General features: G+C 42.4%; 17 protein-coding genes. 13 read left to right on the top strand and 4 right to left on the bottom strand.

The features are described from left to right. Positions 1 to 25 precede the first annotated feature (25 nt). Positions 26 to 937, bottom strand: a complete 912-nt coding sequence (murB, locus tag BLL40_RS13810; RefSeq protein ID WP_073712457.1) for a UDP-N-acetylmuramate dehydrogenase — start codon at positions 935 to 937, stop codon at positions 26 to 28. 108 nt (positions 938 to 1,045) lie between these two features. Between murB and BLL40_RS13805 the strand changes: the two genes are divergently transcribed. Continuing rightward, on the top strand, positions 1,046 to 2,074 hold the full coding sequence (locus tag BLL40_RS13805; RefSeq protein ID WP_245797955.1) for an MBL fold metallo-hydrolase: 1,029 nt from the start codon (positions 1,046 to 1,048) through the stop codon (positions 2,072 to 2,074). A gap of 108 nt (positions 2,075 to 2,182) precedes the next feature. Here BLL40_RS13805 and BLL40_RS13800 read toward each other — a convergent pair whose 3' ends face one another. After that, on the bottom strand, positions 2,183 to 3,154 hold the full coding sequence (locus BLL40_RS13800) for a carbohydrate kinase family protein (protein WP_073712456.1): 972 nt from the start codon (positions 3,152 to 3,154) through the stop codon (positions 2,183 to 2,185). A 136-nt stretch (positions 3,155 to 3,290) separates the two neighbouring features. Between BLL40_RS13800 and BLL40_RS13795 the strand changes: the two genes are divergently transcribed. The 7 genes from BLL40_RS13795 to BLL40_RS13765 all read left to right on the top strand — a co-directional run bounded on the left by BLL40_RS13795 (position 3,291) and on the right by BLL40_RS13765 (position 8,821). Beyond that, positions 3,291 to 3,524: a hypothetical protein gene (locus BLL40_RS13795; protein WP_073712455.1), complete on the top strand. Its 234-nt coding sequence runs from the start codon at positions 3,291 to 3,293 to the stop codon at positions 3,522 to 3,524. Positions 3,525 to 3,761: 237 nt separating this feature from the next. Continuing rightward, entirely contained in the window at positions 3,762 to 4,943 is a 1,182-nt protein-coding gene (locus tag BLL40_RS13790) for a GTP-binding protein (protein ID WP_073712454.1), read from the top strand. 369 nt (positions 4,944 to 5,312) lie between these two features. Next, positions 5,313 to 6,059 (top strand): DUF2087 domain-containing protein, encoded by a 747-nt coding sequence (locus BLL40_RS13785; RefSeq protein WP_073712453.1) that lies wholly within the window; start codon positions 5,313 to 5,315, stop codon positions 6,057 to 6,059. A 14-nt stretch (positions 6,060 to 6,073) separates the two neighbouring features. After that, positions 6,074 to 6,421, top strand: a complete 348-nt coding sequence (locus BLL40_RS13780; protein ID WP_073712452.1) for a GIY-YIG nuclease family protein — start codon at positions 6,074 to 6,076, stop codon at positions 6,419 to 6,421. Positions 6,422 to 6,602: 181 nt separating this feature from the next. Then, a complete protein-coding gene (locus tag BLL40_RS13775) occupies positions 6,603 to 7,076 on the top strand; it encodes a nucleoside deaminase (RefSeq protein ID WP_073712451.1) in 474 nt (157 codons plus the stop codon). 205 nt (positions 7,077 to 7,281) lie between these two features. Then, positions 7,282 to 8,301 (top strand): ThiF family adenylyltransferase, encoded by a 1,020-nt coding sequence (locus BLL40_RS13770; protein ID WP_073712450.1) that lies wholly within the window; start codon positions 7,282 to 7,284, stop codon positions 8,299 to 8,301. Between the two features lie 19 nt (positions 8,302 to 8,320). Next, complete coding sequence (locus tag BLL40_RS13765) at positions 8,321 to 8,821, top strand: MogA/MoaB family molybdenum cofactor biosynthesis protein (RefSeq protein ID WP_073712449.1); 501 nt, start codon at positions 8,321 to 8,323, stop codon at positions 8,819 to 8,821. 69 nt (positions 8,822 to 8,890) lie between these two features. Here BLL40_RS13765 and moaC read toward each other — a convergent pair whose 3' ends face one another. Next, positions 8,891 to 9,385, bottom strand: coding sequence for a cyclic pyranopterin monophosphate synthase MoaC (gene moaC / locus BLL40_RS13760; RefSeq protein WP_073712448.1), 495 nt, complete (start codon positions 9,383 to 9,385; stop codon positions 8,891 to 8,893). Positions 9,386 to 9,454: 69 nt separating this feature from the next. Here moaC and BLL40_RS13755 point away from each other — a divergent pair, with 69 nt between their 5' ends. From BLL40_RS13755 to moaD, 3 genes are read left to right on the top strand one after another with little or no spacing between them, the layout of a single operon-like run. Continuing rightward, positions 9,455 to 10,714, top strand: coding sequence for a molybdopterin molybdotransferase MoeA (locus BLL40_RS13755; RefSeq protein WP_073712447.1), 1,260 nt, complete (start codon positions 9,455 to 9,457; stop codon positions 10,712 to 10,714). Beyond that, complete coding sequence (locus tag BLL40_RS13750; RefSeq protein WP_073712542.1) at positions 10,714 to 11,148, top strand: molybdenum cofactor biosynthesis protein MoaE; 435 nt, start codon at positions 10,714 to 10,716, stop codon at positions 11,146 to 11,148. The genes BLL40_RS13755 and BLL40_RS13750 overlap by 1 nt, the downstream gene beginning before the upstream one ends. Before the next feature lie 2 nt (positions 11,149 to 11,150). Continuing rightward, the gene (gene moaD / locus BLL40_RS13745) at positions 11,151 to 11,384 is read left to right on the top strand and encodes a molybdopterin converting factor subunit 1 (RefSeq protein WP_073712446.1); all 234 of its coding nucleotides are present in this window, start codon (positions 11,151 to 11,153) and stop codon (positions 11,382 to 11,384) included. 33 nt (positions 11,385 to 11,417) lie between these two features. Here moaD and BLL40_RS17840 read toward each other — a convergent pair whose 3' ends face one another. After that, complete coding sequence (locus BLL40_RS17840; protein WP_245797960.1) at positions 11,418 to 11,513, bottom strand: ribbon-helix-helix domain-containing protein; 96 nt, start codon at positions 11,511 to 11,513, stop codon at positions 11,418 to 11,420. 238 nt (positions 11,514 to 11,751) lie between these two features. On the opposite strand from BLL40_RS17840, the gene moaA reads away from it, so the two are divergent. Both moaA and BLL40_RS13725 read left to right on the top strand, forming a co-directional pair. Further along, on the top strand, positions 11,752 to 12,768 hold the full coding sequence (gene moaA, locus BLL40_RS13730) for a GTP 3',8-cyclase MoaA (RefSeq protein ID WP_073712445.1): 1,017 nt from the start codon (positions 11,752 to 11,754) through the stop codon (positions 12,766 to 12,768). Positions 12,769 to 12,927: 159 nt separating this feature from the next. Continuing rightward, complete coding sequence (locus tag BLL40_RS13725) at positions 12,928 to 13,686, top strand: inositol monophosphatase family protein (RefSeq protein ID WP_073712444.1); 759 nt, start codon at positions 12,928 to 12,930, stop codon at positions 13,684 to 13,686. Positions 13,687 to 14,311: the final 625 nt, after the last annotated feature.

Here is a 14,311-nt window from a genome sequence, read left to right as displayed (position 1 = left end):
TGTATACTTTTGAAACGGAATCGTTTTAATCTTCGCCGATAATTTTCACTTCTGTTTCAAGCTCTACACCAAATTTTTCTCGTACTTTTTCTTGTGCATATTGAATTAATTTCAAATAATCGGTTGAGGAAGCACCGTCCACATTCACAATGAATCCAGCATGTTTCGTTGAAATTTCGGCACCGCCGATACGCGTCCCTTGTAGGCCACTGTCTTGAATTAATTTGCCGGCAAAATAACCGGGTGGCCGTTTAAAGACACTTCCGCACGAAGGATATTCAAGCGGCTGCTTAGCTTCACGAAGTGCTGTAAATGTATCCATCTCTTCTTTAATTTTTGCATACTCACCAGGCTGCAGTTCAAACACAGCTTCGACAATAATGTAGTCTTTCTCGGTAAAGACACTTTTACGGTATCCGAATTGAAAGTCTTTTTCTTCTAGATTAATGAGTTCACCTGAATAAGAAACAACCGTCGCTTTTTTTAAAACCGTCGATGTCTCGCCGCCATATGCACCGGCATTCATAACAAGAGCTCCTCCAACAGACCCCGGAATTCCACAGGCAAACTCGAGGCCAGTCAGATGATGTTCTAATGCCATACGTGATACATCAATAATTTTTGCACCGCTGCCGGCAATTATTTGGTTTCCTTCTATAGAAATTGTATTAAAATGTTCCAGTGCAATCACGATCCCGCGCAGCCCTTTATCCCGCACGAGCACATTTGAACCGTTTCCTAAAACAGTAAGTGGAATGTGCTTCGACTGTGCATATTCGATAACAACTTGAATGTCTTGTATATGTTTTGGCTTAATAAAAACATCTGCCGTGCCGCCTGTTTTGGTATAGGTGTGCTTCCATAAAGGAAAGAATAAATCAATTGTTTTTTCATCTATCTTCGTTTTTAATTCATTTACAATCTGCAGCGCCTCGATAGCTGCTCACCATCCTTTTTAGTTGATCCTTCTTATTATAAAGGATATGGCGTCATTCGTTAATTATATGGAGAATAATAATTAGACTTATCATATTGGTGGCATCATATGCATCAAATGGTGTGTCCGTGTCAAGAAAAAATGAAAGGATGGATCATGATGAAAATAGAACAAGAGGGACGAACTGTTTTTCCTGTGATCGTCTCGAATTCTTCTAGTTTGAAAAGCGTGAATTTTTATTTGCTTAAGGAAAGAGAAACGCTTTATTTGATTGATGCCGGTATGAATGATGAAGCATGCTGGAATGTACTCCTACATACGCTCGAAGTAAATGATCTTTCACTTAGTGATTTAACGGGTATTATATTGACGCATCATCACATTGATCATGTAGGGCTTGTCGATCGAATTGTCTTACACAATCAAATACCTGTTTTTGTTCACGAAGAAGCTGTTCTGCGTTTAAAACGGGATTCAGTGTTTTTGGAGAAGAGGGCAGATTTCTTTGAAAAACTTTATAAGGAGATGGGATGCGGAGAAGCTGGTGAAAAACAGGCTCGCTTTGTTAGAGAGGCCATTGAAAAAAACAAAGACAATGCGTTGAAAACCTGTTTAACGCCGATCGAGGAAGGCTTTTTGACAAGCCTTTCATTACGTATCATCAAAATGCCTGGTCATGCACCGGATCAAATAGCGCTTTATGATGAGAAAAGGGGATGGCTGTTCGGAGGCGATTTGCTGATTGGCCACATATCGAGCAATGCAATCGTTGAACCTGATTCTTCAGGCAATCGGATAATGACACTTGTTCAGCATAGGGAATCGCTGGAGAAATGTCTGAAATTTAACATGAATATCGTTTTCCCAGGACACGGAATGTTAATTGAAAACGGGAAATCATTGATTCAAAATCGGTTAAGACGCATTGATAAAAAAGCGGAAAAGTTTGTTTCAGCTATTGGGAAAGGTTTCGCTACAGCAGCTGAAATCGCGGAAAGTTATTATAAAAACGTTTATTACGATCATTTTTCTCTTGTAATGTCGGAAGTGATTGGTCATCTTGATTATTTGGAAAACCAGGGGCGTGTTTCGAAAACAAAGGTGGAAGGTGTGTGGCAATATACAATTCAGCTGTAACAAAAAAGCCAGCTATTTTTAATTGTTTATACAGTCAATGTAAAGCTCCTTGTACATAAGTATGAAGAAAAGTTAATGAACGAGCAGAAATCCGTTAAGCGACGCAGCTTAACGGATTTTGATTATGTCATCAATTTGTTTTTTAGAAGGTAATGAAGAAATGGCCCCTTTACCGGTTGTTGTGATCGCTCCGGCCGCGTTAGCGAATGATAGAATGGATTGTCCATCACATATAAGCACATGTTGTAATGTTTGCTGACTCGTGTCGGCCTCCATTAAACGATACAGCAAAGCTCCAATAAAAGCATCACCAGCCCCAGTAGTGTCCTGTACATCAACCGAATAACCGTTGGAATCAATCGTTATATCCTGTACATAGAGCGTTGCACCGGCAGCCCCTTTCGTATAAATAACTGTCTGTACATCACCGAAAAACAGGGACGCAATTGCTTTATCTTCGTTCTCTATTCCTGTTATAAAAGTAAGCTCTTCATCCGAAATTTTCACGATATGTGCTTTAGGAATAAACTCAAGAATGGTTTCGCGGCATGCATCTGAGCTGTCCCAGAGTGGAAGGCGCACGTTCGGATCGAAGCTGATTAAGGCTCCGCTTTCTTTTGCGGATTGAATCGCTTTTACATGGGCCTGCTTCATCGGGCTGTCAACTAAATCAACCGAGCAAAAATGCAAAATATCGCCTGTTTCAAAGATCGAATTATCGACTTCATCAGCTGTTAAAAGCAAGTCTGCAGACGGTTTCCGGTAAAATGAAAAGTCACGTTCGCCGTCTTCACGGAGCGAAACGAACGCGAGCCCCGTATTTGCTTCGTTCGTTCGAATGATATGACTTGTATCCACACCGGTTTCTTCTAGTTTTTCTAATAAAAAATCGCCAAATGCATCCGCCCCGAGCTTCGTGATCATCTTAGAGCGGCCGCCGAGTTTAGCAATGGCAGCCGCTACATTTGCTGGCGCACCGCCGGGAGCACGCTCAAACGACACGACATCTTTCAATGCCTGTCCTTTTTGAAGCGGAATAAAATCAATTAACACTTCGCCAATCGAATATAAAGTACCCATCCGTTATCCTCCAATAGTAATTTCTATTTGTATTCAAGTACTCTTATTATACAGAATATTTAATCTTGATTAAGTAAAGAAACTAGTTTACACTATAAAACGTAATCATTACGTTTTATAGTGTAAAGGTGTTAATGTGTACGAATGGATCATTATTGAAGGCCGCATTACAGCAGCACACACAGTGATTAAACGCCATCCATTTCGCATTCCCCCGTTTGAGAGCGATCCTCCTGGCTGGCTTGGGCTACAAAACTTAGTGAGCTTCCGATGGATGAATGATTATAAAGAGCGGCGTGAACTTATAAAAGAGGCGTGTCATAAATGCTCGATTACGACAGAGCTTTTCTATAAACTCATGTGTCTCTAGAAAAATGGAGAGTTGCATATTTTGGATGGAGAGCCGGCTTTCACGTGGAACAGTGCCATTTATCCCGCATTAACGGGCAGTAAGACCCCCGCTTCAAGCCGTCGAAAAGAAAAGGAGGATAAGCGGGGGATGAAGAAAACCCCCACTGAATGAAGTTTCACTTTATTTGTATCAGAATGAATGGTCAGTTGTATTTAATCGTAATGATAATGATTTTCATATAAAGGAGAGTAAATAATGAAACAAATACCGGTAACCGTTTTAAGTGGATATTTAGGATCAGGGAAGACTACGCTATTAAATCACATTTTATCGAATGAAGAAAGTAGACGAATCGCTGTCATTGTCAATGATATGAGTGAAATTAATATTGACGCAGCTCTTGTGAAAAAAGGCGGCTTTTCACGGACCGAAGAAAAACTGGTCGAGATGCAAAATGGATGTATTTGCTGTACGCTTCGGGATGATTTAATGAAAGAAGTCGAAAAACTTGCTAAAAAAGGAGATATTGACTATATCGTGATCGAATCAACTGGTATTGCCGAGCCGATCCCAGTGGCACAAACATTTACGTATGTCGATGAGGAACTTGGTATTAATTTGTCTGAGTATTGCCGTCTCGATACGATGGTTACAGTCGTCGATGGCAATCGTTTCTGGCAAGATTTTGCTTCAGGTGAAACATTGCTGGACCGGCTAGAGGCCACCGATGAAACAGACACACGTGAAGTTGTTGATTTGTTGATTGATCAAATTGAATTTGCGAACGTCATTTTATTAAATAAAACGGATTTGCTTGAGCAGGAGGATATCATTGAATTGCATGCAGTACTGCGTAAGTTAAATCCGGATGCACACATCATAAGAAGCTCATTTAGCAACGTGCCACTTAAACATGTACTAGATACACATATGTTTGATTTTGATAAAGCAAGCGAGGGGGCTGGCTGGATAAAAGAACTGAACGAGGAACATGTTCCAGAAACAGATGAATACGGCATTACTTCTTTTGTATATCGTCGTAATCGCCCATTTCATGCGGAAAGATGGATGGCGTGGCTGGAAGAGTGGCCGGTTGAAGTGGTTCGTGCGAAAGGATTTTTCTGGCTGTCGACACGCAATGACATGACTGGCATGATTTCGCAGGCAGGCCCATCATTAATGATTCAAGGTGCAGGTGAGTGGATCGCGGCACAACCAGAAGGCCTGCGCGCGCAAACGTTGGAGGAAGAACCGGAATTATTGGATCGGTGGGACGACACATATGGCGACCGCATCACTGAAATCGTTATGATTGGCCTCGATATGGATCGCAAAATCGTTGAAACCTCACTTGATCACTGTTTATTAACGGATGAAGAAATGAACATGGACTGGTCGACATTCACTGATCCGCTCCCCCCATTTATCCCGCATTAACAGGCAGTAAGACCCTCGCTTCAAGACATCGAAAAGAAAAGAAGGATAAGCGGGGGATCAACTGCCCGTAAAAGCCCGATTGGTTCGGGCCGGCTGAAGCCGGTCACTCACGTATTGCTGCAGGACGCGGCGCCCTTTACCTGAGTTCCTGTTTATTCAGTGGGGGATGAAGAAAAACCCCCACTGAATGAATTCTCACTTTATAGTTGCAGACCCCGTCTTCTGAGAAATCAGGAGACTTTTTTTGAGACAACTGAGTAAATCCCAAACAACATGAAGTAGGGCATCTTTAATTAAATATTGACATTAAACAAACGAAAATATAATGTATCTATAAATATCGAAACTTTTAAAGGTTGTGTTTATATTATGGATATTTCAGAACGTTTTTGGAGTGTGCCGTTAGATGAATTAAAGCGGGGCTATGTAGAAGAAAAACAGCACTTTCTTTGCCTGCTTTGCGGAACGAAAGTTGAAAAGGGTGTTATTTATCCTGAGGAAGAAACCTTATATGAAGCGGAGCGATATATGCAGCTTCACATAGGGAAGTCGCATGAATCGGTATTTGATTACATCATAGACATGGATAAAAAGCTGACTGGCTTAACGGATCATCAAAATAAGCTGATGCGCCTTTTTTATGAAGGGAAAAATGATAAAGAAGTGCAGGAAGAGATGGGAATTGGTAGTGCGTCAACGATCCGGAATCACCGTTTTGTGCTGAAAGAAAAAGAACGTCAGGCTAAAATGTTTTTGGTATTGATGGAGCTGCTAAAAGAAAAAGATGCCCACGCACCGTCACTCGTGCCGCCGCATCAAAAAGCGAAGATGATTGACAACCGCTATGATGTAACAGAAGAGGAGCAGGCAAAGACGATTGCGAAATTTATGCCGGATGGTGTACTGCTTGCGTTTCCACCAAAAGAAAAACAGCGCCTCATTGTCATGAGGAAAATTTCCAAAAAGTTTTCTGTAGGGCAGACGTATAACGAAAAAGAAGTGAACGAAATCATCTCTGCGATTTTTGATGATTACGTGAAAGTGAGACGGTATTTAATCGAATATGGATTTTTAAAAAGAAAACCAGACGGCAGCGCCTACTGGATGAATGAGTAATGGAGGAAAGAATAATGGACCGCAAAAAAGAATTGAAGCAGCAATATAAAGCAGCAAAAATAGAAGCAGGGATTTATCAAATTAAAAATATAGTGAACGGTAAGATATTCATTGCAAGCACACGGAATTTAAAAACAGTGAATGGGCGTAAGTTTGAACTTGAAGCCGGTTCAAGTACACATAAAGAGCTGCAAATGGAATGGAATGAGTTTGGAAAAGATTCATTTGAATTTGACGTGCTTGAAGTGTTAAAAAAGAAAGAAACCGGCTTTTTTGATGAAAAGAGGGAACTTGAGAAGCTAGAAGAGAAGTGGCTGGAAAAGTTACAACCGTATGGAGAGAACGGATATAATAAAAAATGAAGAAACTGCCTTACAAGTAGAATTGTTAAGGCAGTTTTTAATTGAAAAAGATCACAAGAAAGTCAAAAAGATTTAAGATAAGTATACAAAGGGAATGATGTAATGGAGGGCGAAGGATTCATTCAACAGACGATTCACAAGAGATAACCATTCAATAAATGTTTAAGGGAGCGATGGATAAATGAATAGGCAGGAAATGTTTATGGAAAAGGCGATTCAGCTGGCGAAAGAAAATGTTGATACTGGACATGGCGGCCCTTTTGGTGCCATCGTCATCAAAGACGGAGAAGTCATTGGAAGAGGCTGTAATGAGGTAACCGCTTCAAATGATCCAACAGCCCATGCAGAGGTACAGGCCATTCGTGAAGCATGCCAGCATCTAGAGTCCTTTCAATTGACAGGTTGTGAGATTTATACAAGCTGCGAACCGTGTCCGATGTGTATCGGTGCCATTTACTGGGCACGGCCGGATGCAGTTTATTATGCTTGTACGAAAGAAGAAGCTGCTGCAATAGGATTTGATGACCAATTTATTTATGAAGAATTGACCTTGCCCATTCATGAAAGATCTATCGAGATGAAAAAGCTGCCACTTGATTATCGGAAAGCTCCATTTGACAGCTGGGCTGCTTCAACGAAAAAGACAACGTATTAAAACAATAAAAGGGCATCCATTTGTCTTCGCTAGCTAGTTAGAATAAGAAGTTGTTGAAAAAAATAAACATGTTAAAATTAGAGGAATAGTCATCTGATTGTTTTAAAAAGAGGGAGCGGAGGATGCTGCTAAAGAGAAGCGCCCAGAAATTGAATATTGCAGCGGCAATTCAACGATCTGTGAAGATAAGAAAGCAGGGATAGAGATGGAAAACCGGTATAAAAAGCAACAATTATTTCGGCCGATTGGTGCAAGAGGACAAACGAGTATTGCCGGCTCAACCGTGGCAATTATTGGTTGTGGTGCACTCGGTTCTGCTGCTGCTGACTTGCTTGCACGTGCAGGTGTCGGAACGTTGCTCATTATTGACCGGGATTATGTGGAAATGTCTAATTTGCATAGGCAGTCGCTTTATACTGAGAAAGATGCGTGTGATATGATTCCGAAAGTCGTTGCGGCGAAGAAGCGGCTTGCGGAAGTAAACAGCGATGTGAAGGTTGAAGTGTGGATGGATCACGCGGACGCCGCACTCATTGAAAAACTAGCGGCAACAAGTGATATTCTAGTAGATGGAACAGACAATTTTGAAACGAGACTTGCCATCAATGATGCGAGTTTGAAATACGGCATTCCTTGGGTGTATGCGGCATGTATCGGTGGTTCAAGTGTAATCATGCCATTTGTTCCGGATGATGGGGCTTGCTTTCGTTGTCTTCTCCCGGTTCTCCCGTCATCTGGGGAAACGTGTGATACGGTGGGGGTGATTGCGCCTGCTGTACAGATTGCAGCTTCTTATCAATGTGCTGAAGTAATGAAATGGCTGACGGGGAACCGCGATGCGTTGCGAAAAGAGCTGCTTCGGATTGATGCGTGGATGAATGAGCAAAATCAATTTGGCCTCCGTAAAATGAAGCGGCCAGACTGCCCATCATGCGGCAAAGAGCGAACATATCCATCATTGAATCAATCGCAAGAAACGAAAGCAGCTGTTTTATGCGGTCGTGATACTATTCAACTGACGCCTGCTGCAGGCCGGCAATTGACGCTTGATGACGGTGAACGAATTGCTCAACAACTTGATTTAACACGTAAACGGACACCCTATTTTTTGCAAATGATGTACGAAGACAGCCGGATTGTCTTATTCGCAAACGGCCGGCTCTTTTTTCACGATATGCAGGATGTAAACAAGGCAATGAAGCTGTACAATCAATTATTCAGTTGAAAAAATGGGGGATCAGGCCATGTCAGTAGACTTTTCGAATGATTTACTTGTATATGCTGCAGTGTTAACTGTAAGCGATACGAGAACAGAAGAAACAGATAAAAGCGGTATTCATATAAAGGAACTGCTTAAAAAGGCTGGACATGCAATAATCGATTATGCCATCGTGCCGGATGAGCAGACAGCGATTGCGCAGATAATACAAAAATGGCTTCACGACAAAGAAACGGATCTTATTATTGTGACAGGTGGAACGGGCATTGCCACGCGTGATGTGACGATTGAAACGGTCCAATCGTTTTTTGAAAAAGAAATGCCGGGATTTGGGGAATTCTTTCGCTATTTGAGCTTCACCGAAGATATTGGGACAAAGGCGATGCTATCGAGGGCAACGGCCGGAACAGCAGGTGGAAATAAACTTTTGTTTGCGCTTCCAGGATCACGGGGGGCTGTAGATTTGGCAATGAAGCGGCTGATTTTGCCAGAAGCGGCACATTTGCTTCATGAAGTGAGAAAATAATAAAACGGTTTCTGTTTCATCCGTATTCTTATGTGTGGTCACGTATGCAGATGAAAGAAAGCGCAGCGTTTAATCGCGTGCGCGTTCATAATCACCATTTTTCCCCCCGGTTTTTCTAAGTAAGAATGTTGGACCGATGACCATTTCTTTTCCAGCTGCTTTGCACATATCATAGATCGTCAAGGCTGCGGCAGTTGCAGCCGTTAACGCCTCCATTTCAACGCCTGTGACGCCTTTTGTTTTTGCTTCGGCATAAATAAGTACGACATAATGGCTGTTTTGGACATTAATGTCCCATTCAAACGTTATGTTGACGCCGGTGAGAGGGATTGGATGGCACATGGGGATAATGGATGAGGTTTGTTTGGCCGCCATAATACCAGCAACCTGTGCGACTGCAAATACATCCCCTTTTTTATTTTGCCCAGAAGCGATCTGATCGTAAATGATTTTATTTACTTCGATAGACGAGTGCGCGATAGCTGTTCGGACGGTTTCTGATTTATCGGATACGTCGACCATTTTCGCCCGTCCTTGTTCGTTAAAATGAGTCAATTCAGACATAAGTTTCATCCTTTCTCAGTGCGTTATGAAAGTAGTATATCATGATAAAAAGAAAGAGAGGCGTTTATCGTGGTCGAAAAACGGAAGCCAATTCCAGTAAAAGAAGCAGTAGACAGAGTGATGAAACGAGCGGCACATGTCAAAAGCGAGTCGGTGCCGCTTGAAGAAGCGTATGGCCGCATTTTAGCCGAACCGGTTATAGCGAGCCACCCCGTTCCTCCGTTTGATCGTTCTCCTTACGACGGATTTGCAGTGCGCTCGGTGGATACAAAAGGTGCGTCCGGTGAATCACGAATTACATTTACCGTGATGGATCACATAGGTGCAGGTACGATATCATCACATACGTTAGGCGAACGAGAAGCAGTCCGAATTATGACGGGGGCGCCGCTGCCAGCAGGGGCGGACGCGATCGTCATGCTCGAACAGACTGTGATTGATGGGCAAACGTTTACCATTCGTAAACCGTTTGCGCCAATGGAAAATGTGTCGCCAAAAGGCGAAGATGCAAAAGAAGGAGAAGTCATCGTAGAGGCAGGCGCATTTATTCAGCCTGGGGTCATTGCCGTGCTCGCGACATTTGGCTATACAAACGTGCAGGTGGCAACGCGGCCAATTGTCGGGCTTTTAGCGACCGGAACAGAATTGCTTGAGGTAAATGAACCGCTAGAACCAGGTAAAATTCGCAATTCAAATGGGCCGATGATTGCAGCCCAGTTGAAACGAATGGGGATAGACTGCCGATTGCTTGGCACGCTGCCAGATGATGAGGATGCTTGTTTTAATATGGTGAAAGAAGCCATCCATGAATGTGACGCGGTCATTACGACAGGCGGTGTATCGGTCGGCGATTTTGATTATTTGCCATCCGTATATAAGCGGCTTGGCGCAGAAGTATTATTTAACAAAGTAATGATGCGCCCAGGAAGCGTAACAACAGTCGCGCATGTGAATGATACTTTCTTATTTGGTTTATCTGGAAACCCATCCGCTTGCTTTGTTGGTTTTGAACTATTTACAAGACCGGCCCTAATATCGATGATGGGCAATGATAAGCCATATTTGCCTTATACAAAAGCGGTGTTAACAGCCGATTTTGCAAAAGCGAATCCGTTTAACCGTTTTATCCGAGCGATCTATGAATCGACACCGAAAGGCTCTTTTATCGAACCAGCGGGATTTAATAAATCAAACTCCGTGACATCGATTGCTCGGGGCAATGCCTTTATTGTGCTGCCAGGTGGAACGAGGGGCTTTCAAAAAGGCGATGAAGTCGATGTCTTGCTCATTGGAAAAGAAGAAGGGGTGGAATCATGGATGCTCAATTAATGAAGCCTTTTGAAGTCACGAACGAACCGCTTGAACCGGCGCGTTATATGGAGTATGTGACACATTCAGAAGCGGGAGCCGTCACATTATTTGCAGGTACAGTACGTGAATGGACGAATGGCAAACGGACCATGTATTTAGAATATGAAGCGTATGTACCGATGGCGGAGAAGAAATTGGCGGAAATTGGCGTGGAAATTAAACAAAAGTGGCCAGGCTCCCGTGTTGCAATTGTCCATCGTATCGGAGCGCTCTCCATTTCAGATATTGCTGTCGTGATTGCTGTATCATCGCCACACCGGAAAGCGGCCTATGAAGCGAATGAATATGCGATAGAACAAATCAAAAAAGTCGTCCCTATCTGGAAAAAAGAAATGTGGGAAGATGGCGAAGAGTGGATAGGTGACCAATCATATAAACCAGGGAGTGAATGACGATGATTCACCTTCATTATTTTGCAGGGTTAAAAGAAGTAGCTGGAAAAGCATCAGAAGACATTCAATGGACAGACGGAACAGTAGAAGATATTGTGAAGTGGGCAGCGGATACATACCGGGCATTTGATTTTTCAGCTGTACAAGTGGCTGTGAACGAAGAGTATGTACTTGAAACCGAATCCGTGAAACCGGGTGACCATGTCGCTTTTATTCCACCCGTCAGCGGAGGATGAAAACAGTTAAAAATAATCTATAAAAATCTACTATTAATTAGCAAATTTTCGTTTAGCCAGTAAATCTTCAATAGCCTCATCCAATAACTTGGACATTGAAATCTTTGTATCATCCGATGTCCAAATCAAAAATTGTATGAGTTCATCTGCCAAATGAAATACCAATGTGAAAAATATGGAATTGACTTGATACAGGTGGACCGCTTTTAGCCATGATCGAAAACATGTTCAACGTGTGGAACGATCAAAAAAGACTTGAAGTTGTCTGATCGTAAATACCTCTGTGAATGTGGACTAGAGATAGAATGAAGTTTCACTTTATAGGTTTTTGGCAACGGATAATGACAAATAAAAGGGATGGATTGCTATGACGAATACCCGAGTAACGGATCAGTTAAAGCGGCCGCTGCGTGATTTGCGTATTTCGGTCACCGATCGATGTAATTTCCGGTGCACGTACTGTATGCCAAAAGAAGTCTTTGGCGATGATTACGTCTTTATGCCTAAAAGTGAGCTGTTATCGTATGAAGAAATGACGCGATTAGCGAAACAATTCGTAGCATTTGGTGTGAAGAAAATTCGTCTAACCGGTGGCGAACCGCTCCTGCGAAGAGACTTGCCGGAGCTTATTCGGATGTTGTGTGCGATTGACGGACTGGAAGACATTGGGCTGACGACGAATGGACTGCTGCTAAAACAGCATGGCAAAGCCTTATTGGAAGCAGGTTTAAAGCGATTGAATGTAAGCCTTGATTCGTTGTCGGAAGAGACGTTCAGGGAAATGAACGGACGTGGCATCGGGCCGGAGCCGATTCTTAAGAATATCGACTATGTGAAGGCACTTGGCTTTCAGGTAAAAGTGAATATGGTCGTACAAAAAGGCGTGAATGATCACGAAGTTGGACAAATGGCGGCTTATTTTAAAGGGCGTAATATTACGCTCCGGTTTATTGAGTTTATGGATGTCGGCAATGATAACGGCTGGAGCTTCCGTCAAGTTGTCACAAAACGAGAAATATTAGAACAGCTGCAGGAAAATGAACGGCTCGTGCCAGTAGAAGCAGACTACTTTGGAGAGGTTGCGGGCCGATATAAATATGAAGACAGCCAGGCAGAAGTAGGGTTTATTACATCAGTATCTGAATCGTTTTGTTCCTCATGCACGCGTGCACGGCTTTCATCAGACGGCAAATTTTATACGTGTTTGTTTGCGTCAGATGGTCATGACTTGCGGGCACTTATCCGGTCCGGTGCTACGAATGACGAACTCGACTCCGCCATTAGGGATGTATGGGAAAGCCGACATGATCGTTACTCAGATGAACGGACAGAGCAGACGGCGAAGAGTCGAAAAAAGATTGGCATGTCTTATATAGGCGGCTAACTAATCGAAATAGACAATAGCCTGTAGAAATTCTTTTCTGCGGGCTGTATAAAGCAGGAATGATGGTAATGCATGATGGACGAATACTAGATGTATGTGGCCGCATTGTGCAGATTGAAGGTATGATAGAAGAGAATACATAGATATGGGAGCGATTATATGTATAAAGATTATTTAGCATTTGCGATTGAGCTTGGAAAAGAAGCGGGCCAGTTTATTTTACCCCAGCAAGGTAAAGCAGGCGGGCAGACATTGAAGGCTGCGAAAGATTTCGTGACAGAGATGGATTTGAAAGTGGAAGCACTGATCATTGAACGCATTCAAGCAGTCTATCCTGATCATCGCATCTTTAGTGAAGAAGCAGGAGTGATTGACGGCGATAGTGATTTTGAATGGGTGATTGACCCAATTGACGGCACGATTAATTACAGCATGGGTGTTCCTTTATATGGTGTATCGATTGCACTAACATATAAAAATGATCCAGTTGTAGGGGTCCTTTCATTCCCGGGGTTGAATGAAGTCTACTGGGCGTCAAAAGGCAGCGGTGCCTTTAAAGATGGCGAGCAAATTCATGTGCGTGAAGTCAGTCTTGCAGAATCAATCATTTCCCATAGCGATTTTGCAAAAGACGGGAATAAAGAAGCGAACACGCAGCGTCTGGAACTGCTTTCTAAAATTGTGAATGATGTGTACAGAGTGCGGATTATTGGGACTGCGGCCGTCACATTAGCCTACATTGCAGCAGGCCGTTTTGATGCAGCGCTTTACATGAGTCCAGCGTTTTATGATGTAGCGGCTGGACAATTACTCGTCACGGAAGCAGGCGGTGTTATGGCATCAGCTGGTCCGTACACGCTGTTTGGACAAAAGCAAGCAATAGCTGGCCTGCAAAAAATACTAGATGGTTCAAAATGAAATGAATTGTGATTGATATGGTTAGTGTCAGGTGAGAAATCAATTGGTGAAGAACTGAAAAATATTTAATGGAGAAACGAGCTGTCCTGAAATTGACAAGGCATCTCGTTTTTTATTTACTCAGGTTTAATCATGAAAACAGTACATAACTGAATTTGGATTTTAATATATATTATATTTTTTCGTTCGTTGTAAATCATTATAACTATGTAAAGAATAAGCCTAGCATACTTGGGTATGATAATAACTGATAAATGTTTTTTGATAATGTTATTGACTTTAATTTTTAGAATATGGTATATTGTGAATCTGCTATTAAGCACTACCAACTCGAAATGAGTAAATAGTTGAAAATAGCTAAGCTTTTCATAATTTATTTTTTGAAATGTGTTGACATTCATACAGAATAAGAGGTATGATGTTGAAGCTGTCGTTGATGGCAATGATTGAAATTGATCTTTGAAAACTGAACAAAATAAACGCCAACGTTAATTTTTAACATGTTTTATTTATAGCTAAGGAACATCGGCTACGTTCGCAACATCCTGTTGCAACGCTGATGTCAGCACATCCGTGTGCAAGCAAACACTTTTTGGAGAGTTTGATCCTGGCTCAGGACGAACGC

Source organism: Domibacillus mangrovi, from assembly GCF_001906925.1.
Taxonomy (GTDB): Bacteria; Bacillota; Bacilli; order Bacillales; family Domibacillaceae; genus Domibacillus; species Domibacillus mangrovi.
The sequence above is the reverse complement of the archived record's forward strand: the minus strand, read 5'-3'. Positions and strand labels throughout refer to the sequence as shown.